Source organism: Xanthomonas sp. LMG 8993 (genome assembly GCF_009835065.2).
Classification (GTDB): Bacteria; Pseudomonadota; Gammaproteobacteria; order Xanthomonadales; family Xanthomonadaceae; genus Xanthomonas; species Xanthomonas arboricola.
Map to the genome: position 1 here is coordinate 704,549 of NZ_QVIF02000001.1, position 21,604 is coordinate 726,152.

At 66.6% G+C, this 21,604-nt stretch carries 17 protein-coding genes; 10 read left to right on the plus strand and 7 right to left on the minus strand.

Annotated elements, in window-relative coordinates; translation table 11 throughout:
* Positions 1-203 precede the first annotated feature (203 nt).
* Positions 204-1,418 carry a nucleotidyltransferase family protein gene (locus DYQ94_RS03045; RefSeq protein WP_160954967.1) on the minus strand — a complete coding sequence of 405 codons (1,215 nt, stop codon included), beginning with the start codon at positions 1,416-1,418 and terminating at the stop codon, positions 204-206.
* Between the two features lie 60 nt (positions 1,419-1,478).
* Positions 1,479-3,032 (minus strand): B12-binding domain-containing radical SAM protein, encoded by a 1,554-nt coding sequence (locus DYQ94_RS03050; RefSeq protein ID WP_160954966.1) that lies wholly within the window; start codon positions 3,030-3,032, stop codon positions 1,479-1,481.
* 156 nt (positions 3,033-3,188) lie between these two features.
* Between DYQ94_RS03050 and DYQ94_RS03055 the strand changes: the two genes are divergently transcribed.
* Both DYQ94_RS03055 and DYQ94_RS03060 read left to right on the plus strand, forming a co-directional pair.
* Positions 3,189-4,250, plus strand: coding sequence for a phosphoenolpyruvate carboxykinase (ATP) (locus DYQ94_RS03055; RefSeq protein WP_160954965.1), 1,062 nt, complete (start codon positions 3,189-3,191; stop codon positions 4,248-4,250).
* Positions 4,251-4,361: 111 nt separating this feature from the next.
* Positions 4,362-6,059, plus strand: a complete 1,698-nt coding sequence (locus tag DYQ94_RS03060) for an ABC transporter ATP-binding protein (RefSeq protein WP_184429172.1) — start codon at positions 4,362-4,364, stop codon at positions 6,057-6,059.
* A 32-nt stretch (positions 6,060-6,091) separates the two neighbouring features.
* Here the strand turns inward: DYQ94_RS03060 and DYQ94_RS03065 are convergent, their stop codons facing one another.
* Positions 6,092-7,501, minus strand: a complete 1,410-nt coding sequence (locus tag DYQ94_RS03065) for an MFS transporter (RefSeq protein ID WP_160954963.1) — start codon at positions 7,499-7,501, stop codon at positions 6,092-6,094.
* Between the two features lie 367 nt (positions 7,502-7,868).
* Here DYQ94_RS03065 and DYQ94_RS03070 point away from each other — a divergent pair, with 367 nt between their 5' ends.
* Both DYQ94_RS03070 and DYQ94_RS03075 read left to right on the plus strand, forming a co-directional pair.
* Entirely contained in the window at positions 7,869-8,870 is a 1,002-nt protein-coding gene (locus tag DYQ94_RS03070; protein WP_160954962.1) for an LLM class flavin-dependent oxidoreductase, read from the plus strand.
* Between the two features lie 60 nt (positions 8,871-8,930).
* Positions 8,931-9,431, plus strand: a complete 501-nt coding sequence (locus DYQ94_RS03075) for a pyridoxamine 5'-phosphate oxidase family protein (RefSeq protein WP_160954961.1) — start codon at positions 8,931-8,933, stop codon at positions 9,429-9,431.
* Positions 9,432-9,462: 31 nt separating this feature from the next.
* Here DYQ94_RS03075 and DYQ94_RS03080 read toward each other — a convergent pair whose 3' ends face one another.
* Together DYQ94_RS03080 and DYQ94_RS03085 are read right to left on the minus strand one after the other, a co-directional pair.
* On the minus strand, positions 9,463-10,134 hold the full coding sequence (locus DYQ94_RS03080) for an exopolysaccharide biosynthesis protein (RefSeq protein WP_160954960.1): 672 nt from the start codon (positions 10,132-10,134) through the stop codon (positions 9,463-9,465).
* On the minus strand, positions 10,118-11,458 hold the full coding sequence (locus DYQ94_RS03085) for a hemolysin family protein (protein WP_016902067.1): 1,341 nt from the start codon (positions 11,456-11,458) through the stop codon (positions 10,118-10,120). Before DYQ94_RS03085 ends, DYQ94_RS03080 begins: the two co-directional genes overlap by 17 nt.
* Positions 11,459-11,732: 274 nt before the next feature.
* Here DYQ94_RS03085 and DYQ94_RS03090 point away from each other — a divergent pair, with 274 nt between their 5' ends.
* The 3 genes from DYQ94_RS03090 (at position 11,733) to DYQ94_RS03100 (ending at position 14,375) form a co-directional block, all read left to right on the plus strand.
* Positions 11,733-12,359: a DUF47 domain-containing protein gene (locus DYQ94_RS03090; RefSeq protein WP_184429159.1), complete on the plus strand. Its 627-nt coding sequence runs from the start codon at positions 11,733-11,735 to the stop codon at positions 12,357-12,359.
* 9 nt (positions 12,360-12,368) lie between these two features.
* Positions 12,369-13,496 carry an inorganic phosphate transporter gene (locus DYQ94_RS03095; RefSeq protein ID WP_024939559.1) on the plus strand — a complete coding sequence of 376 codons (1,128 nt, stop codon included), beginning with the start codon at positions 12,369-12,371 and terminating at the stop codon, positions 13,494-13,496.
* Between the two features lie 117 nt (positions 13,497-13,613).
* Positions 13,614-14,375 carry a YdcF family protein gene (locus DYQ94_RS03100; RefSeq protein ID WP_005914990.1) on the plus strand — a complete coding sequence of 254 codons (762 nt, stop codon included), beginning with the start codon at positions 13,614-13,616 and terminating at the stop codon, positions 14,373-14,375.
* A gap of 238 nt (positions 14,376-14,613) precedes the next feature.
* Here the strand turns inward: DYQ94_RS03100 and DYQ94_RS03105 are convergent, their stop codons facing one another.
* Together DYQ94_RS03105 and parE are read right to left on the minus strand one after the other, a co-directional pair.
* Positions 14,614-16,116, minus strand: coding sequence for a S10 family peptidase (locus DYQ94_RS03105; protein WP_184429157.1), 1,503 nt, complete (start codon positions 16,114-16,116; stop codon positions 14,614-14,616).
* A gap of 305 nt (positions 16,117-16,421) precedes the next feature.
* Complete coding sequence (gene parE / locus DYQ94_RS03110; protein ID WP_046342354.1) at positions 16,422-18,311, minus strand: DNA topoisomerase IV subunit B; 1,890 nt, start codon at positions 18,309-18,311, stop codon at positions 16,422-16,424.
* Between the two features lie 162 nt (positions 18,312-18,473).
* Between parE and DYQ94_RS03115 the strand changes: the two genes are divergently transcribed.
* From DYQ94_RS03115 to kdsA, 3 genes are all read left to right on the plus strand, one after another.
* Complete coding sequence (locus DYQ94_RS03115; protein ID WP_184429154.1) at positions 18,474-18,722, plus strand: hypothetical protein; 249 nt, start codon at positions 18,474-18,476, stop codon at positions 18,720-18,722.
* 176 nt (positions 18,723-18,898) lie between these two features.
* Entirely contained in the window at positions 18,899-20,563 is a 1,665-nt protein-coding gene (pyrG, locus tag DYQ94_RS03120) for a CTP synthase (RefSeq protein ID WP_024939564.1), read from the plus strand.
* A 203-nt stretch (positions 20,564-20,766) separates the two neighbouring features.
* Positions 20,767-21,597 (plus strand): 3-deoxy-8-phosphooctulonate synthase, encoded by an 831-nt coding sequence (gene kdsA / locus DYQ94_RS03125; protein WP_126965759.1) that lies wholly within the window; start codon positions 20,767-20,769, stop codon positions 21,595-21,597.
* Positions 21,598-21,604 lie beyond the last annotated feature (7 nt).

The following is a 21,604-nucleotide window of genomic DNA, read 5'->3' on the forward strand; positions in this document are numbered from 1 at the left end:
CATCCTCGCAAGGGCGATCGGCTGAAAAGCGGCAGCCTGTGCACGCCTGCTGCAGTCCTGGAATCACCAACAAGACGTCGCGATCGGCCGATGGATGGATGCGGACGGCGCGCCCGGAATCGGACTGTGCGGCTGATACCTGCCGCCTCCGGGCATCGGCCGCGCCGGCGCGGCAGTGAGCGCAGCAGCGTTGTCAGCCGCGCTCAGACTGGCTGCAGATAGCCGTCCAGCGCTGCACGCACCACATACAGCATGTCGGTGCGCGGCACCGGCCGGGTCAGGCGCGTCATCATCCGGCGCAGCTGGGTCTGCCGCACCCATGGCTGGTCCTGAAGCCACAACTGGGTCTGCAGCATGTCCGCACGTTCCTTGCGGCTCTCGGCCGACGGCACCACCCGGTTGCGCAGGTACTGCCGCGCTTCGCCCAGCGAGCGTGACCATTCGATGCCGGGCAGGGCCGACAACCACAGGTTGGAACACGATGCGGTGGTCAGGGTCTGGCGGGCCGCACGCATGCGCAGCAGGCGCGGGCAATCGGCCTGCAGCCGCGCCATCACCGCCGGCGGCACCACGCTGCGGTAATAACGTTGCAACAGCAACAGCGGCGGCAACGCCCACCACGGCGCCATGGCCGGGTCGTCCCACAACTGTTCCCAGTCGCGCGGGCCCATGCGCGTGGCCAGCAATGCCAGGTCATGCAGATGCATCAGGCGGATGCTGCGCTGGCAGATGCCGCCGGCTGCGTGCAGCAGCAGATGGCACATCAGCGCGCCGACCGACGGGTAGGGGTTCAATCCCGGCTGCGCACGCTCCGGCAGGATGCGCGCGGTGATGTCCACGCTGCTCAGCGGCAGGCGTTCCTGGATGCGGGTATGCAGCTCGAGATTGATCGGCGCATCGCGATGCTCGCCCAGTCCCGCAACCGCCTCGCCCTGCAGCGGCTTGAACACCTGGTGCTTCCATTGTTCGAAGGAGGCCACGTAACCGAGTTCGCACAACAGTGCCGTCGCCGCGGGCGCATCCTCCGGCGCCACCAGCAGATCGATATCGGCCATCGGGCGATCGCCGGGCAGATAGACGCCGAGCCGATGCAGGGCGGTGCCCTTGAGACCGACCAGGGCGATGCCCGCCGCACGCGCTGCCGCGTCGATGCGCGTCAGCAGCAGCGCGATGCGCCGATGGCGGTCTTCGACATGGCTGCGTTGCTCGTGCAGGAACGCGGTCCAGTCGGCGTCCTGCCATAGCGAACGGCGTTGCAGCAGCGGCGATACCCCATGCGCGGCCGCCGCAGCCGCGGCCAGCTGCCATTGCAGCCGGTCCCACTGCGGCACCGCCTCGCCGGGCTGCGCCAATTCCCGGGCCAGCCGTTCGGTGGCCGTCTGCAGGCCGTGCTTGATGGTGCGAAGGGAAGGCTGCATGCGGCGGAGATTCCGAGAAAGGCAACGTGATGTCGGGAAGCGAGGTCGGCGGGTTGCGCGTCAGCCGACCAGCACGCTGGCCAACTGGCGTGGTTGATGTGCGGCAGCGCCGGCAAGCGGCGCGGTGCGATGTTGCTGTTCGCTGGCGATCAAGGCGGACCAGCGTGCTTCCAGCGTGTCCGAGGCCTGTGCAAACGCATCGGCGCCCAGCGTGGCGCGCGCCTGTTGCAGGTCCACCTGCGTATGCAGCAGATCGCGCACGCTGCGGTAGAACTCCGAGTCGTACGCGCCGTGGAACATCATCGCCAGGTCGTCGCTGTCCTGCCAATGGGTCTTGCCGCCCAGCTGGTTTTTCACTTCCTCGTAGAACTTGGTGCCGGGCAGCGGATAGGACACGCTGACGCCGATGATGTCCGGGTTGGCCTGCGTCACCAGTGCGCGCGTGGCCAGGATGTCTTCGAGTTCTTCGCCCAGGTAGCCGAGTTGAATGAAGAAGCCCACGCGGATCCCGTGCGCACCCAGGCGCCGGCGTGCGGCGATGACCTCGCCAACCTCGGTGCCCTTGGTCATTTTGTCCAGGATGCGCTGGCTGCCGCTTTCGGCACCCAGCCAGGCCTCGGCGCAGCCGGCGCGCGCCAGCGCGGCAGCCATGCGCTCGCTGGCCAGGTCGGCGCGGGTCTGGATGGTGAACGGGATCGCGCCATCGGCGTCGCTCAGGCGCTGCGCAAAGGTTTCCACCCAATCGATATGGAAGCCGAAGATGTCATCGGCCATCCAGAGGTGATCGGGCTGGAAGCTGCGCTTGAGATGGATCATTTCGGCAGCCACGTCTTCCGCGTCGCGGCGCTTGTAGTGATTGCCCCAGATCGGTTTGGCGCACCAGTTGCAGCGGAACGGACAACCGCGCGAGGCGGCCATGTTGAGGCTGAAATAGCCGTGCCGTTGCCGCCAGAAACGCTGATAGCGCGGCATGTCGACCAGGTCCCAGGCCGGCAGGCCGCTCAGGCGCGCGTCCGGCGGTTGTGCGCCACGATGCACGTGTGCTGCAGCAGATGCGCTGACGGCGATACGTGCAACGCCCGCGAGCCAGGCGTCTGTATCGATGATGGGATCTTGTTCGACGCGCGCCACCAGTTCGAGCAGTGGTGCAATGCCTTCGCCGATCAACACCGCGTGCGCGCCGGCAGCCAGAAATACATCCGGGTTGTCGGATGCATCGGAGCCGGCCACCAGCACGCGGCAGCCGGCCGCGCGCGCTTGCGCAATCATCTGGCAGGCCGCCTCGCGCATGCGGCTCAGGCACATCTTGGTGAGGAAGTTGAAGTTGTCCTCGTAGAACACCACCAGATCCGGTTGCGCAGCGTGCAAGGCGCCGGTGTAGTCCTGCACATCGTCGGCCAGCATCGCGTCGAACAGGCTCAGTGCATGGCCGCGCTCGCGCAATAACGCGGCAACCTGCAGCGTTGCCAGCGGTGGATACGGCTTGCCGCGCTCCCATTGCTTGGGGTCGTAACGCAGGAAATACGAATGACTGACCTGGATCTTTAGCATCTGCACAAGGCTCTCGTTCTGTCGCCAGATGCGCGCAGCGGCGGCGTGCGCAGGCACCGGCATTCGGCTCGGCAGTAGGTGCGGATGCAGGTGGCTTTGGTTGCGCCGATCGGCATGCCGCCGTTGGCGTGCATTGGGCACGCGTGCCGATGTCGATGCGGCAACCTTTCTGGTGCCGTTCGGCACACACCGGCTGATCGATGCAATGGGTGGAAGGGCATGCCGCAGTCGGCTGCGTTGGCGCAATTGATGCCGGTGGGCGATGACGCTCGCCCTGGTGCGCCGGATGCGGCGGCAGTGGCAGCAGATCCGTTCGGCGAACATCGGCCGCGTCGGCAGTGCGTGCGCCGGCAGATCCTCGGCGCACTGTTCCACTTCGAAAGCGACAGCGAAGCGCTGCTGGCATTGGTGGACCTGGCCTACGCCGGCCTGCCTGCGCATCGCCTGCCGGGTGCGCCGGAATTCCATATCACGCTGGATCTGGTGGCGCGTGGTCACGCGTCTTCGAGCGCAGCGCCGCCACCGGTGCGCACCCGTGCCAGCGGCGGATTGCTGTGCGGCGTCATGGATGCCTGCAATTACCTGATGTTGTCGGTGCCCGCGCGCCGCGCCATGCTGGTGGTTTCCGACGACATGCTCGCCCACGCCTACCACGTGCGTTACGAGCTGATTGAATTTTCGGTGTTCCTGCTGGCGGCGCGCGGCATGGGCCTGGTGCCGTTGCATGGCGCCTGCGTGGGCCGGCAGGGACGCTGTGTGCTGTTGCTCGGCGCCAGTGGCGCCGGCAAATCGACCCTGGCGCTGCACAGCCTGCTGCATGGCCTGGATTTCATCGCCGAAGACGGTGTGTTCGTGGCGCCGGAGAGTCTGCTCACCACCGGTGTTGCCAACTTCCTGCATCTGCGCGCCGACGCGCTGGGCCTGGTCGATGCGGACACCCGCGCGTGGATCAGTGCCTCGCCAACCATCCGTCGCCGCAGCGGCGTGGAAAAGTTCGAGATCGACATCCGTCACGGCCGTGCGCAGCTGGCGCGCGCGCCCTTGCAACTGTGTGCGGTGGTGATGCTGTCGGCAACGCCGGCGAGCGATCCCGCGCAGCCATTGCTGGCGATGCCGGCCGAACGCATCGCCGCTTGCCTGGCAGACGATCAACCGTATGCGGCCGGGCAACCGGGCTGGCAGCGCTTTATCCAACAGGTACAGCGCATCGGCATGTTCACCCTGCGCCGTGGAGCGCATCCGCAGGCCGCGCTGGACGCGCTGCTGCAGGTGTTGCGGTGAGCGCGCCGGCAACGCGGCAGCAGCGCGGCCTCTTTCAGGCCGACGCCATGCCGCATTCCACCGTGAGGGTCAGGCGTGACTGAGATGCGCGCGTCTGCAGACCGCAAGCCCATGCGCGCGCTATGGCGCGATTTCGTCGGCACGCTGGTGCCGGCGGATGTCTCGACCATCGCACTCTATGTGGGCTTGTCGCTGTTGGCCGCACTGGCCGGCAGCCTGGTCGCGGTCAGCCTGGTGCCACTGGTGCAGCCTGGTCATGCCGTCCGCCTGGCCGGCTACGCGCTGGCGTTACCAGATGGTCTGGCGATGCGGGTGATGCTGTTTGCCGGTGTCAGTCTGGTGTTTGCCGCACTGCGCTGGCATGGCGCACGGCTGGCCGCACGGCTGACCAGCCGCTACGCGATCGGGCTGCGGCAGCGCGTGCATGCGGCGTTGATCGATGCGCCGCTGCCGGCCCTGTCCGGTGCCAGCTCGGCGGAAATCGCCAATGTGCTGACCTACAACATCGAGATCGCCACCCAGGGCTTCAGTGCCGCCTTGCAGCTGCTGGTGGCCGGCATGACCGCACTGGTGAGCATCTGCATCGCGGTCATGATCGCCCCCGCGTTGCTGATGGCGACGCCGTTGCTGCTGGCACTGGCGTGGCTGGGCTTGCGCATCTCCAGCAGCGGCACCCAGGCGCGCATCAGCCGCGATTACGTGGCCGACATGACGCAGCTGTTCTGGCTGAGCGAAGATTTCCCGCGTCGCCTGCGGCATGTGCGTTCGTTCCAGCGCGAAGCACTGGAAACCCGCCATTACGAGCGCATTTCCGCACGGCTGGGGCAGGGCTATGCGCAGCAGCAGGCACTGGTGGCGGGCAGCCGGCTGATGCTCGAGGCCACCGCAGTGGCTGCCATCGCCGGCATCCTGGTGCTGGCCAACCTGTGGCAGGGCGCGGACCGCGCTGCGTTGATCACCGTCAGCCTGCTGCTCGGGCGCCTGCTGCCGTATCTGGTCAGCACCCGGCAGAGCGTGCAGCAACTGCGCTCGGCGTGGCCGGCGTTGCAGCTGTGGCGGCGCTATGTGGCGCTGGGCACGACGCGTCCACCGGCGTCGGCCGCACCGGCACAACCGTTGCCGGCAGCCCTGCATCTCGAACACATCGGCCTGGCACCGCCGTTGCCCAGGCTCGCTCTCGATCCGCTGCTGTTGCTGCCCGGCGAACTGACCTTGGTCGTCGGTCCCTCCGGCATCGGCAAGAGCAGTCTGATGGACGTGCTCTCGGGTCAGACCACGCCTGCACAGTTCACCGCGCATATGGCCGGGCGCCGGCTGGATTTTGCCGCGTATCGCGCCCTGGTGCGGCATGGCGCCTACCTCGGCCAGGGGGTGCGGCCGTGGCAGCGCACGGTCCGCGCCTGTCTGGACTGGGCATTGCCCGGCACCAGCGATGCGCGCATGTGGCAGGTGCTGGCCGACGTCGGCCTGGGCGCGCGTCTGCAGCGCGACGGGCAGGGATTGGATACCCCGATCAACGGCCCGGATGGGCGCCTGTCCGGTGGCGAAGCGCAGCGCCTGCTGCTGGCGCAGGTGCTGCTGCGCAAGCCGACCCTGGCGGTGCTGGACGAGGCCACCAGCGCACTGGATGCCGAGGCCGAACAGCAGGTGTTGTGCATGCTGCGGCAACGCCTGCCGCAGACCGTGCTGGTGGTGATCTCGCATCGCACCAGCCTGGCGACAATGGCCGATCGCACGGTTGTCTTTGGCACCGCAGTGGCGGCGCAGACCGCTGCCCACGCCGATGCGATTGCACGCTCAGATGCGTGATGCCAGGTGGCGTGGTGGCGTCGGCGCCGCGATCAGCCGGCAATCTCTTCCAGCGCCCGATTGCGCGTGCGCGGGCCCAATAGCGCAATCACGCTGGCCACGATCGACATGCTGATCACGATAAAGGCCAGCACGCCATGGCTGCCGACCTGGGCGAGCAGCCAACCGATCAGCACGCTGCTCACCGCCGTGGAAAGGCGGCTGAAGGAATAGCAAAAGCCCACCGCCCGCGCGCGCAAGCCGGTGGGGAACAGCTCGGCCTGATAGCCGTGATAGGCAAAGCTCATCCAGGCATTGCAGAACGCGATCATCGCCCCGCACAGCACCATGCCGAGCGCCTGATGCTGCAGCGAAAACAGCACGCCGAACAGCACTGCGCCCAGGGCCGATGCGGTGATCTGCCATTTGTTCTCCCAGCGCTGCGCAAAGCGCAGCAACAGCAGCGGCGCCAGCGGGTAGGCCAGCGAAATCGCAAAGGAATACCCCAGGCTCCTGGTCACGCCGGTGCCTTGCGCCGAGATCAGTGCCGGCAACCAGTTGCCGAAGCCGAAGAAGCCGATCGCCTGAAAGATATGGAATACCACCAGCATGCCGATGCGCCCGCGATACGGCGCACGCCACAGCATTGCGGTCTGCATGTCGCCGGCCGGCGAGGGGGCAAGCGGCTGCGGTGCGGCCAGGGGCGCACCCAGATCGCGCACGCAGCGCGCTTCGAGCTGGGTCACGACCGCATCTGCTTCGGCATGGCGTCCCTGCGCCGCCAGCCAGCGGGCCGATTCGGGCAACCGGCTGCGCAGCCACCAGATCGCCAGCGCAAACACCCCGCTCAGCAGCACTACCCAGCGCCAGCCGCTCACCCCCAGCGGTGCATGCGGCACCAGCAGCCAGGCAGTCAGCGCCACCGCAGGCACCGCCAGAAACTGCACGAAGAACGCAAATGCGAACGCCGCACTGCGCATATGCCGCGGCACCAGCTCGGACAGATAGGTGTCGATGGTGACCAGCTCGATGCCCAGGCCGATCCCGACCACCAAGCGCAGCACGATGACCCCGGTGGCGGTGTGCTGCAGGCCCATCGCCACGGTCGCGGCGGTGTACCAGATCAGGGCAAAGGTGAACACCGGACGGCGCCCGAAGCGGTCGGCAAACGGACTCAGCAGGGCGGCGCCGACGAACAGGCCCAGAAACGTCGCCGCCGCAAACGCGGCCTGGTCGGACATGCCGAACGCGCCATCGGCAGCGCTGGCGAAGATGCCGTCGCGGATCAGCCCCGGGCTGATGTAGGCGGTCTGGAACAGGTCGTACAACTCGAAAAATCCACCCAGCGCGAGCAGGCCGACCAGCCGCCACAGCGTGACGCTGGCCGGCAGCCGGTCGATCCGCGCGGCGATGTGCAGGGTGGCGGAAGCGGGGTCGAGCGGAGCGGTCGAAGCCATCGTCATGCAGGCGCTGCCAGTGCGGTGTCCATCATAGCCAGCAGCCCTGTCACCCGGCGCCCGCGCTTCGCGGTCAGGCAACTGCATTCGCAGGCGATCCGGCGAGCGCCAGACATCAACAGCCATCGCGCATGGCCCGAAGGCCCGCTCTCCAGGGCGCATGCATGGTTTGCAAGCCATTGCCGCGCCTGCGTTGCAGCGCCTGTGCAACGAGGCGCGGGCCTGGGCACGGAGCGGGGCAGTGCCCAGCTGCAGATCCTCCCGTTGTTTGACCACTGGAATGCTGTAATCCCCCCAGCGCCACCTGGGCAGGTGGCAAAGCCGCCTGGCCAGCCCCATCTCTTGCACATCACTCATTCCCCGGAGTCATCCGATGACGCCCATTTCCGTGCTCGACCTGGCGCCGGTCTGCGAAGGCAGCGACACCACCCACGCCTTCGCCAACATGCTCGATCTGGCCCAGCACGCCGAGCGCTGGGGCTACCAGCGTTACTGGCTGGCCGAGCACCACAACATGCCGGGCATCGCCAGCGCCGCCACCGCGGTGCTGATCGGCCATGTCGCCGGCGGCACCAGGACCATCCGCGTCGGCGCCGGCGGCATCATGCTGCCCAACCATGCGCCGCTGCAGGTGGCCGAACAGTTCGGCACGCTGGCCTCGTTGTACCCGCAGCGCATCGACCTGGGCCTGGGCCGCGCGCCCGGCACCGACCAGCCGACCGCGCGCGCCCTGCGCCGCTATTTCGACAGCGCCGACCATTTCCCGCAGGACGTGGCCGAGTTGCTGCGCTACTTCGCGCCGGTGGTGCCGGGGCAACTGGTGCAGGCAGTGCCGGGGGGCGGTCTCGACGTGCCGGTGTGGCTGCTGGGTTCCAGCCTGTTCAGTGCGCGGCTGGCCGCGGCGATGGGCTTGTCGTTCGCGTTCGCCTCGCATTTTGCGCCCGATGCGATGGACGAGGCGGTGGCGATCTACCGCCGCGAGTTCCGTCCGTCCGCGCAGTTGGCCAAGCCGCACGTGATGCTGGCCTTGAATGTGGTGGCTGCAGAGACCGAAGCGCAGGCACGCCGCCTGTTCACCACCCAGCAGCAGAGCTTCGTCAACCTGCGTCGCGGCAAGCCGGGCAAGATTCCCGCGCCGATCGACGATATCGACAGCTTCTGGCAGCCGCACGAACGTGCCGGCGTGGAGCGTGCGTTGGCATGCACGGTGCTGGGCGATGCCGAGCAGATCGCGCGGGGCGTGGCCGAGTTCATCGAGCGCCACACCCCGGACGAACTGCTTTTCACCGCCAACATCTACGACCATGCCGCGCGTTTGCGTTCGTTCGAAATCGCCGCCATGGCCTGCCGCGAGCTGGACGTGACTCCTGCGTGATTCACGTCGCTTTGCGCGGCGATCCGCTCAGATGCATGCACCTCCATTGGGAACACCAGCATGCAATTTCAGGAACGCAGCGAGAGCATCAAGCAGTTGGCGGAATTGATCCGCGGCGTGGACATCGCGATGTTCACGACCGTGTCGGCCGACGGCAAGTTGGTGAGCCGGCCGTTGGGAACGCAGGAAGTCGAATTCGATGGCGACCTGTGGTTCGCCACCGCCGCCGACAGCCCGAAGGTGGCCGAAATTGCCGCCGATCCGCGCGTCAACGTGGCCTATGCCTCGGCCTCGAAGAACAGCTACGTCTCGGTCGCCGGTACCGCACGCGTGGTCGATGACCGCGCCAAGATCGAGCAGCTGTGGTCGCCGGGGATGAAGGTGTTCTTCCCCGGCGGCAAGGACGACCCGAACCTGCGCCTGATCCATGTGCGCGCCGAGTCGGCCGAATACTGGGATGGCCCGAGCGGGCTGCTCGGCAAGGCGCTGTACTTCGTGATGACGGCCGTGACCGACGATACCGGCAGCCTGTCGGACAACCGCGTGGTCGATTTGAAGTAACTGCGCTCCAGGTGCGCCGGCCGTCGCGCGCTCAGCGCCAGGCGGCCGGCCACCAACCGCGGATCAGGTCCAGCAACTGGTCCGAGGTGACGCCGAACACCGCCACCGAGATCAGCGCAGCGGCCCAGCCGACCAGCAGCAATGCGCCGTCGCGCTCGAGCAGGGCCAGCGCAAACAGCAGCAGGATCAGCCCGAAGATGTAGTTGGTGAACGGAATCGGCAGCGTCAGCAGGATGCCGACCAGCACCAGCAGCGCGCCGGTGACCATCTGCGCCGGCATCCGGTCCAGCATGCCGTGCAGGCGCGGCTTGAGCAGCCGGTCCAGGCGCTGCAACGTCGGCGCAAGCCGCGCGACGAAACGCTGGCTGGTACTGCGGCGCGGCCCGCGATCGCCGATGAAACGCGGCACCCACGGCTTGCGCAGGCAGCACATCATCTGCAGCCCGATCAATACCGTCAGCGGGCCACTGATGCCGCCGGCCAGGCCGGGAATCGGAATGAACGACGGCAGGATCGCCAGGAACAGGAACACCCCGAATGCGCTCTGCTGCAGATCGGCCAGGATCTCGCGCACCCGCAGCACATGCTCCGGATCGCCCTCGCTGAAGGCCGCCAGCAGGCTACGGATGCCTTCGTTGCGATAGCGCATCTGCGCGCCGTCCGCTCCATCCGATGGCGGTACGCGGTTATCCGACGATGTCATCGCTGCCCTCGTCGCTGACGCGGCTCAGCAGCAGCTTGTCCACGCGTGCGCCATCCAGATCGACGATCTCGATGCGCCAGCCGGCCCAATCGAAGAATTCGCCCGCCTGCGGAATGCGCCCGAAGTAGTAGATGCACAGGCCGGCGAGCGTGTGGTAGTCGCCTTCGTCGGCCTCCGGCAGTTCGGCGCCCAGCACTTCGCGCAGTTCCTCCACCGGCAATGAGCCGTCGATCAGCAGCGAGCCGTCGGCGCGCGTGACCACCAGCGCATCCTCGTCGGTGTTTTCCACCGCCTGCAGGCGGCCGACCACCGCGCCCATCAGGTCGCTGATGGTCACCAGCCCGCGGATTTCGCCGTATTCGTCCACCACCAGCGCCATTGACTGCTGTTCCTCGCGGAAGATCTCCAGCAGCTTCATCGCATGCGTGGATTCGGACACGAACAAGGTGTCGCGCAGCGCCTGGAACAGCTGCGCGCCGTGTCCGTCCATGCGCGTGACCAGCGACTTGACCTCCAGCACCCCGGCGATGTCCTGGTCGCTGCCGCGGTAGACCGGGTAACGCGAGAATTCGTGTTCGCGCATCACCAGCAGATTGCGTTCCGGCTCGGCATTGGCATCCAGCCAGGCGATGCGGTTGCGCGGCGTCATCAGGCTGTCGGCGGTGCGGTCGCCCAGCCGCATCACGCGGTTCATCATGTCGCGCTCGTGCGCATCGATCACGCCGGCCTCGTGGCTTTCGGCCACCAGCATGCGGATCTCCTCTTCGGTCACCGATGCCGATTCGTCCTTGCCCATGCCGAGCATGCGCAGCACCAGCCGGGTCGAGCGCGCCAGCACCCACACGCCGGGCGCGGCGATCTTTGCCAGCCACGCCATCGGCACCGCCACCACCCCGGCGATGTCCTCGGAGTTGCGCAGCGCCAGCCGCTTGGGCACCAGCTCGCCGAAGATCAGCGTCAGGAAGGTGATCAGGGCCACCGCCAGCGTGCTGCCGATCACCACCGAATACGGGCGCGGCTTGCCGACCAGCTCGAACGAGGCCGACAGCGCCGGGAACAGCCCCTGCAGCCAGCTGCTGATGGCCTCGCCGATCGCCTCGCCACCGAACACGCCGGTCAGGATGCCGATCAGGGTGATGCCGATCTGCACCGTGGACAGGAAGTTTTCCGGGCTTTCGGCCAGCGCCAGGGCACGGGCGGCGCGCTTGCTGGAGCCGGCCATCTGCTTCAGCCGGCTCTTGCGCGAGGTCATCAGGGACATTTCCGACATCGCGAAGAAGCCGTTCAACAGGATCAGCGCGATGACGATCAGAAACTCAACCACGGGCGTCTTCCCCGGTCAGTGAAGGGGAGGGCGGGCGAGCACTGGGTTGGCCGGCGCGCACGGGGGCGGGGCGGCAACGGGGGAATATAGGGTCGTCTTCCATAGGGTGCACCCGAGGGCGCGGGAGCATGTTAGCAAACCACAGGGTGGTTCGAGCCGGGAAATGCCGATGTGAAGGCCGCCTGCGCCGCCGAGATACCCAGACAGGTCATGGAACGGTCATAATTCGCGCTTGGCGTCCGTCTCTCCCTCGACGGCAGGAAGTTTTCCACCCATGTTCTCGTTGCAGACCATCTTCGGCTCCGGCAAGCAGTTCTATGCGCTTCTGAACGAAGCGGCGCAGGCCGCCTACGACAGCACCAAGGCCTTGCACGCCATGATGCGCGCGTCCGACCGCCAACCCGCGCTGGACGCCTTCAAGCTGGCCCGCCTGCGCGAACGCGCCGCCTCGGACAAGATCGGCCAGGCGCTGGTGGACAGCTTCATGACCCCGATCGAGCGCGAGGACATCGAAGCGCTGGGCTCGGCGCTGTACAAGATTCCCAAGCAGGTCGAGAAGTTCGCCGACCGCTACTCGCTGGCCACCAAGCATCTGGAGCACATCGACTTCGCCCCGCGCGCGGCGATGCTGGAACAGGCCGCCGCGGTGGTGGTGGAGATGGTGGCCGACCTGCCGCAGATGAACATCGATCGCATGACCGCGCTCAACGACAAGCTGCGCATGCTGGAAAACGAAGCCGACCGGCTGATGCTCGAGCTGTACCGCGACATCTATTCCGGTCGCCTGGACACGCTGCAGATGTTCCTGCTCAAGGAATTCTTCGAGATTCTGGAAAAGGCCATCGACCGTTGCCGCGAGGCAGGGGTGGTGGTGTACCAGATCGTATTGAAGAACAGCTGAGGTCGCCGCGTGCTTACCTTAGTTCTGGTGGTGATCCTGGCGGCGTTGGTGTTCGAGTTCATCAACGGCTTCCACGACACCGCCAACTCCATCGCCACCGTGGTCGCCACCAAGGTGCTGTCGCCGGGCTGGGCGGTGATGCTGGCCGCCGGCATGAACCTGATCGGCGCGCTCACCGGCACCGCGGTGGCATTGACGATCGCCTCCGGCCTGCTCAACACCGAGGTGGTCGAGGTCACCCCGCAGGTGATCCTGTGCGCGCTGCTGGGCGGCATCATCTGGAACCTGATCACCTGGTGGAAGGGCCTGCCGTCGTCGTCCTCGCACGCCTTGATCGGCGGGCTGTGCGGCGCCGGCCTGGCGGCCGCGCACAACAACTGGAACGCCTTGATCTGGTCGGAAAACATCGGCAACTGGGCCAAGAACAAGGGCCTGTTGTGGAAGGTGTTCGTGCCGATGATCACCTCGCCGATCGCCGGCTTCCTGCTCGGCATCGTGGTGATGCTGTTGCTGTGGGCGATCATCGCCGGCATGGCTCGGCTGGGCGGGCCGATCGGGCGGCTGGCGCGTCCGCGCTGGGTCAATGCGTTCTTCGGCAAGGCGCAGATCGCCTCGGCCGCCTACATGGGCTATGCCCACGGCCACAACGACGCGCAGAAGACCATGGGCATCATCGCGATGACCCTGATCGGCGCGCAGTCGGCCGGTGCGCTGGACGATCTGCCGAGCTGGCTGTCGTTCCTGCATCCGGGCACCGGCCTGGCTGCGGGCGCCGGCATTCCGATGTGGATCGTGCTGACCTGTGCGGTGGTGATGGCCGCCGGCACCGCCTCGGGCGGCTGGAAGATCATCAAGACGCTCGGCCACAAGATGGTCAAGCTGCATCCCATCCACGGTTTTGCCGCAGAAACCAGCTCGGCCACCGTGCTGACCGTGGCCGCGCACTTCGGCATGCCGGTGTCGACCACCCACAGCATTTCCACCGCGATCATGGGCGTGGGCTTTGCCAAGAACCCGCGCTCGCTGCGGCTGGGTGTGATCGAGCGGATCGTCTGGGCCTGGATCCTGACCATCCCGGCCGCCGGCGGAGTGGCGTATCTGATCCTGCGCTGCTTCGAATGGTTCGGCTGGACCTGAGCGATGTCGTGCTGTGGTCACCTCGGTGGGCGAGCATGCGCGCCAACCGCGGCGTGCCCTGCAGGCCCCCTGTTCGACCCTGATGTGCCAACGCGTCCTGCCTGAGGAAACGCGCCGATGATGCTTGCGCTGGTGTGCGTGCTGTTCTTGCTGTCCTGGCTGATCGGCCGCCGGCGCTGGTTGCGCAGTGCGCGTGCGCTGGCAGCGGCCACATTGGCGTTGCTGCTGCTGGTCGGCTGCGGCCCGTTGGCGAGCTGGATGCTGCACGGGCTGCAGCAGACCGGCGTCAACGATTTCAACGACTGGCGCGCACGCAACATGATCGTACTGCTGGGCGCGGGCACGGTGCGGCCGGATGGCCCCGACGCCACCGCCGAGGCCAACATGTTCGCCTACGGCCGCATCGTCGAGTCGGCGCGGCTGTACCGGCAGTGCCGTGCGCACGGCGGCGACTGCAAGATCGAGATCAGCGGCGGCGACGCGCGCGGGCTGGGCCTGTCCGAGGCGGTGGTGTATCGAAAGGTGCTGATCGGGCTGGGCATCGCGCAGGCCGACCTGATCATGGAGCCGTCCAGCATGAACACCTGGCAGAACGCACAGTTCAGCCAGCCCTTGCTGCGCCAGTACCGCCCCGAGCGGGTCGTGCTGGTGTCCTCGGCCACACATCTGCGGCGTGCCGAGCTGTACTTCCGCCACTTCGGCATCGACGCCACGCCGGTGCGCTCGGACTGGTTGACCGCGTCCTGGGCGTGGTTGCCGCAGAGCTACAACTTCACCGTGGCCGATGTCGCCTTGCACGAGTACCTGGGCATTGCGCGCTATCGGGTTTACGAGTGGCTGGGGTGGAATGTGGAGGCTGTTCGGGCTGGGGCGTTGTGAATCGGGAATGGGGAATCGGGATTCGAGATTCGGGATTCGTAGCAGCTGGTGCGCTGCCTGATATGTGCGGCTGATTTGATTCAGCGGCGCCTGGTGCCCTTCGGATTGGCGGTGCAATGCGTGTGCGCGGCGTCGGGAGGATGATTGCGCTGCTTGGTGGCAGCGCGGCTGGTTGCGCATTTAGTTGCCGCTGGCGTGATGCATCGCCTGCCGCGTGTGCAGCCGGCGATGGTGGTGCTCAGCGGGTTTCGTACATCGTCTTGACGTCGTTGCGGAATGCGGCCTGGCTGTCGGCGCGGTTGTAGAACATGTGGCCGCCGGGATATTCGCGCACCTGTACGCGCTTGGGGTCGCTGCCCATCGTCGGCATCTGGTCCACCGTCAGCACCGAGCCCATGAACGGGCAGGAGAGATCGTTCCAGCCATGTGCGATCAACACACGTAGCTTGGGGTCGATCGCCACCGACTGGCGCAGCTGGGTGACCGCGCCCTTGCGCAGTTCGTCGTTCCAGTCCCATAGCGTGTTGACGTCGTAATTGAGCGCCTGATAACGCGCATCGACCTTCCAGCCGACCACGCGGGTGACGAAGTCCACCATCGCGGTGGTGGTCGGCGCGATGATGCTGTCCAGCAGCGGGTCGTTGGCGCGCTGCTCGGGATCGTTGGGGAAGGGGTCGAACGCGGTCACGTTGGCGTCGTAGCGGCTGCCCAGCTCGCCCTTGTCGCGGAACACCTCGCGCAGGTAGGCCTGGGTTTCCAGGCGCCCGCCGGAGCGGCGCACGTAGGTCGCGTCCAGCCCGGTCATGCGGGTGACCTGCTGCAGCATCGCCTCGGTCGCCTGCGGATCGGTGCGGCCCTTCATCAGTGCCACCGCGTAGTCGCCGCGGGTGTAATCGATCACCTGGCGCATCGCCGTGTCGCTGAGCTGGCCCTGGCGCTCCAGGTGTGCGGCGGCGATCGAGGGCAGCGTCATCATCCAGGCCAGCGGCGACACATCGCTGTTGTCGTCCAGGGTGGGATTGAGATACGGCGACACCAGCACCACGCCGTTCATCGCCACGCCCAACCGGGTCTGCAGGTACTGGGTGATGCGCGGGCCGCGGAAGCCGCCGTAGCTTTCGCCGACCAGGTACTTGCGTGCCTGCAGGCGGCGGTTCTTCAGCAGCCAGTCGTAGACCACACGCGAGAGATATTCCACGTCGGCCTGCGGGTTGTAGAACTGCTTCTTGGCTTCGTCGTCGCCGATCAGGGCGCGGCTGAAGCCGGTGCCGACCGGGTCGATGAACACCAGGTCGGTAAAGTCCAGCCAGGTGCCGGGGTTATCGCGCAGCGCCGCCGGCGCGGAGGCGCTGTCGCCTTCGGCGCCGAAACCGACCACCTTGGGTCCGATCGCGCCCATGTTCAGATACACCGACGACGCACCGGGGCCGCCATTCAGCGCGAAGGTCACCGGGCGGTCTTTGCCATCGACGGTGTAGGCGGTGAACACCACCTCGCCGGTGGTCTTGCCCTGCGCATCGCGCACCGGCAGCGTGCCGACGGTTGCGGTGTAACTCAGCGTGCGCCCACCCACGCGGGTGCTTTGCCGCACGCTGGCATCGGCCGGCAGTGGCACGGGTTTGGCGGCCGCGGCATCGGATTTGGTGTCGGTTTTTGCAGCGTTCTTGTCGGGCGCGTCGGCCAGCGCGGTTCCGCTGAGCAGGACGCAGGCCAGCAGGCTGGCACGGAGGAGGCAGGGCATGAGCATCGGAGATTCGGCAGGGAGCGACGATGCTAGGCCGCCGATGGCGTCGGATGGATGTGCACAAAGGCATGTGTGTCGCGTTGGCCGACGTGGCCTGCCTGGCTAGAAGCAGCATGTGCCACTGCAGGTGGCCGTCTGAGCCGAAGGGTGGGGATCGGCTTCACCCTCACCCCAACTTCCGCTTCGCACCCCCGGCCCGGGCTGGCAGCGCGGGCGCTCGAAGAGACCTGCGCAAGCAGTGCCTTCTCGCCCCGCTGGGGGGGGGGCTTTCGCTGCTTGGTGTTTTCAGAATTTCAGCGAACTCAAACCTCCAGCGACGCCAGATCGCCCTTAGTCTCCAGCCACTGCTTGCGATCGCCGGCGCGCTTTTTCGCCAGCAGCATGTCCATCAGCGAGCGGGTCTGTTCGCCATCGTCGATGGTCAGCTGCACCAGGCGACGCGTATCCGGGTGGATGGTCGATTCGCGCAGCTGTTGCGGATTCATCTCGCCCAGGCCCTTGAAGCGGGTGACGCTGACCTGGCCCTTGAGCTTCTCGCGCGCGATCTTGTCCAGCAGCGTGGTCTTTTCCTCTTCGTCCAGCGCGTAGAACACCTGCTTGCCCACGTCCACGCGGAACAGCGGCGGCATCGCCACGAACACGTGGCCGGCCGCGACCAGCGCGGGGAAATGCTGCAGGAACAGCGCGGTCAGCAAGGTGGCGATATGCAGGCCGTCGGAGTCCGCATCGGCCAGGATCACTACCTTGCCGTAACGCAGCCCGGTGATGTCGTCCTTGCCCGGGTCGCAGCCGATCGCGATCGCCAGGTTGTGCACTTCCTCGGAGGCAAGCACGCTGCCCGATGCCACTTCCCAGGTGTTGAGGATCTTGCCGCGCAGCGGCAGGATCGCCTGGAAGTCCTTGTCGCGGGCCTGCTTGGCCGAGCCGCCGGCCGAGTCGCCCTCGACCAGGAACAGTTCGGTGCGCGACAGATCCTGGCTGATGCAGTCGGCCAGCTTGCCGGGCAGGGCCGGACCCTGGGTGACCTTCTTGCGGACGATCTGCTTTTCGGTCTTCAGGCGCGCACTGGCGCGGTCGATGGCGATCTGCGCGATCTTCTCGCCGATCTCCACGTTCTGATTCAGATACAGGCTGAAGGCATCGTGCGCGGCGCCTTCGATGAAGCCGGCGGCCTGGCGCGAGGACAGCCGCTCCTTGGTCTGCCCGGAGAACTGCGGGTCGGTCATCTTCAGGCTGAGCACGAAGGTGACCCGGTCCCACACGTCTTCCGGCGCCAGCTTGACCCCGCGCGGCAGCAGGTTGCGGAAGTCGCAGAACTCGCGCAACGCATCGGTCAGGCCCGAACGCAGGCCGTTGACGTGGGTGCCGTGCTGCGCGGTCGGGATCAGGTTGACGTAGCTTTCCTGCACCAGTTCGCCTTCCGGTACCCAGGCCGCTGCCCAGTCGACGATCTCGGTGTCCTTCTTCAGGCTGCCCACAAACAGGTCGGCCGGCAGCATCTCGTGCGCGGCCATCTCGCCCTTGAGGTAGTCGCGCAGGCCGTTCTCGAAGTACCAGCTGTCCTGCTCGCCGGTGGCCTCGTCGTGCAGCTTGACGGTCAGGCCCGGGCACAGCACGGCTTTGGCGCGCAGCAGATGGCGCAGCGCACGCACGTTGAACTTGGGCGTGTCGAAGTACTTCGGATCGGCCCAGAAGCGCAGCCGCGTGCCGGTGTTCTTCTTGCCGACGGTGCCGACCACTTCCAGCTTGGAGGCGGCGTGGCCGTCGCGGAACTCCATGCGGTGCTCGCTGCCTTCGCGCTTGATGAACAGCTCGACCTTGGTCGACAGCGCATTCACCACGCTCACGCCCACGCCATGCAGGCCGCCGGAGAAGGTGTAGTTGCGGTTGCTGAACTTGCCGCCGGCATGCAGCCGGGTCAGGATCAGCTCGACACCGGGAATCTTTTCTTCCGGGTGCATGTCCACCGGCATGCCGCGACCGTCGTCGGACACCTCGCAGCTGCCGTCCTTGTACAGGGTCACTTCGACCTGCCTGGCGTGACCGGCCAGCGCCTCGTCGACCGAGTTGTCGATCACTTCCTGCGCCAGATGGTTCGGGCGCGCAGTGTCGGTATACATGCCAGGGCGGCGTTTGACCGGGTCCAGGCCCGACAGCACTTCAATATCGGCGGCGTTATAACGGGTGTTCATGCATCTCGTTGGCACGTGAAACGACGCGCAAGTGTGGGGGCTGAGCCGATTTTTTGCACGCGACAGGCGTTCAGTGCAGGGCGGGGTGCGGCTGGATACCATTGCGTTGGATTCGGAACCAAACGTCCCCACCTGAGGATGTCACCGAACCCGGAGGACACCATGAAGTTCAAGCACATCCTGATGCTCACCCTCGGTGCTGCCGCAGTGGCCGCGCTTCCTGCCATGGCCCAGGCCGCTCCCCAGCAGACCGGGCAGGGCGCCGGTGCCAGCGCGCAGAAGGCCGACGACGCCAGGGCCAAGACCGAAGCCGAGCGCAAGGCCGAGCGCCGCGCCGCCGCCGCTGCACACAAGCCCAAGGCCGACGCCGCCACGCGCGAGGAAGAGGAAGAAGAAAAGCCGGCGCGCTGATTCCATCGCGCGACGGCACAACGCCACACGGACGCCCCGGCCTTGGTCGGGGCGTCTGCATTTGAGCGCCAGGCGCAGCGCGTTTTTCGCCGCTGTGACGACATGATCGTCACGCAACCCTTGGGCATTCGCCCGACACCCGCTAAACTATGGCTTTCCGGGAGGCTTCAAGCCCCATGACCCCCCTGATTTTTGTTACCGGCGGCGTAGTGTCCTCGCTAGGCAAGGGCATAGCCGCCGCTTCGCTTGCCTCCATTCTGGAAGCGCGTGGCCTGAAGGTCACGATGATGAAGCTGGACCCGTACATCAATGTGGACCCGGGCACGATGAGCCCGTTCCAGCATGGCGAGGTCTACGTCACCGACGACGGCGCCGAGACCGATCTGGATCTGGGTCACTACGAGCGCTACGTGCGCACGCGGCTGTCGCGCAAGAACTCGGTCACCACCGGCCGGATCTACGAGAACGTGATCCGCAAGGAGCGTCGCGGCGATTACCTGGGCGCCACCGTGCAGGTGATCCCGCATATCACCGACGAGATCCGCCGTTGCATCGACGAGGCCACCGCCGGGTTCGACGTGGCGCTGATCGAGATCGGCGGCACCGTCGGCGATATCGAGTCGCTGCCGTTCCTGGAAGCGATCCGCCAGGTGCGCACCGAGCGTGGTGCCGAAAAGGCCATGTTCATGCACCTCACCCTGGTGCCGTACATCGCCGCCGCCGGTGAGTTGAAGACCAAGCCGACCCAGCATTCGGTCAAGGAGCTGCGCTCGATCGGCATCCAGCCGGACGTACTGCTGTGCCGTTCCGAGCAGGCGGTGCCGGATTCGGAGCGCCGCAAGATCGCGTTGTTCACCAACGTCTCCGAGCGCGCAGTGATCAGCTGCCCCGATATCGATGTGCTGTACGGCATGCCGCTGGAGCTGCGTCGCCAGGGCCTGGACGAACTGGTCATCGATCAGTTCAAGCTGCGCGACAAGGTGGCTGCGCCCGACCTGTCCGAATGGGCTGCGGTGGTGGATGCGGTCAAGCACCCGCTGGACGAGGTCACCATTGCGGTGGTCGGCAAGTACGTCGATCACCAGGACGCCTACAAGTCGGTGGCCGAAGCGCTGCGTCACGGCGGTCTGCGCCAGCGCACCAAGGTCAACCTGAAGTGGCTGGAAGCGCAGGATCTGGAAGGCAGCGACATGGCTGCGCTGCAGGATATCGACGGCATCCTGGTGCCGGGCGGCTTCGGCGACCGTGGTTTCGAAGGCAAGGTGCTCACCTCCAAGTACGCGCGCGAGCACAAGGTGCCGTACTTCGGCATCTGCTACGGCATGCAGGCGGCGGTGGTGGACTATGCCCGCCACGTGGCCGATCTGGACGCAGCCAACAGCACCGAGAACGATCGCCAGTCGCCACACCCGGTGATCGGCCTGATCACCGAATGGCGCACCGCCACCGGCGAAGTGGAAAAGCGCGACGAGAAGTCCGACCTGGGCGGCACCATGCGGCTGGGTCTGCAGGAGCAGCGGCTCAAGCCGGGCACGCTGGCGCGCGAGGTGTACGGCAAGGACGTGGTCGCCGAGCGTCATCGCCACCGCTACGAGTTCAACAACCGCTACCGCACCCAGCTGGAAGACGCCGGCCTGGTGATCTCCGGCAAGTCGATGGACGACACGCTGGTGGAGATGGTGGAGCTGCCGCGCGATGCGCACCCGTGGTTCCTGGCCTGCCAGGCGCATCCGGAATTCCTGTCCACCCCGCGCGACGGGCATCCGCTGTTCATCGGTTTCGTGCGCGCTGCGCGCGAGAAGAAGGCGGGCGGGAAGTTGTTGAAGGAAGCGCGTGCCTGAGCCACTCCTTCTCCCGTCGGGAGAAGCTGGCGCGCAGCGCCGGATGAGGGGCGCCGCAACGCACCGGAAGTTGGCAGCCATGACGGACGCGTCGCCACGCGTCATTCAGGGCAAACCATCGCACGTCAGCAGCGCTTCGCAACCGTACCCGCACACCAACCCCTCTCCCGACGGGAGAGGGGCTTTAATCAATAGGTGACCTGATGAAACTGTGTGACTTTGACGTTGGCCTGGATCAGCCGTTGTTCCTGATCGCCGGCCCCTGCGTGATCGAGTCGATGCAGCTGCAGCTCGACGTGGCCGGCAAGCTCAAGGAGATCACCGGCAAGCTGGGGATCAACTTCATCTTCAAGTCGAGCTTCGACAAGGCCAACCGCACCTCCGGTACCAGCTTTCGCGGCCCGGGCCTGGAAGAGGGCCTGAAGGTGCTGGCTGCGGTAAAGCAGCAGATCGGCGTGCCGGTGCTGACCGACGTGCACGAATACACCCCGATGAACGAGGTCGCTGCCGTCGTCGACGTGCTGCAGACCCCGGCCTTCCTGGTGCGCCAGACCGATTTCATCAGGAACGTCTGCGCCGCCGGCAAGCCGGTCAACATCAAGAAGGGCCAGTTCCTGGCGCCGTGGGACATGAAGCCGGTGGTGGACAAGGCCAAGTCGACCGGCAACGAGCAGATCATGGTCTGCGAGCGTGGCGCCTCGTTCGGCTACAACAACCTGGTCAGCGACATGCGCTCGCTGAGCGTCATGCGCGACACCGGCTGCCCGGTGGTGTTCGATGCTACCCATTCGGTGCAGTTGCCGGGCGGGCAGGGCAGCAGTTCCGGCGGCCAGCGCGAATTCGTGCCGGTGCTGGCGCGCGCGGCGGTGGCGGTGGGCATTTCCGGCCTGTTTGCCGAAACCCATCCGGATCCGTCCAAGGCCTTGTCGGATGGCCCCAACGCCTGGCCGCTGGACCGCATGGAAGAGCTGCTCGAGACCCTGATGGAACTGGATGCCGTCACCAAGAAGCACGGGTTCGCGCGCTTCGCATGAGTTCCGA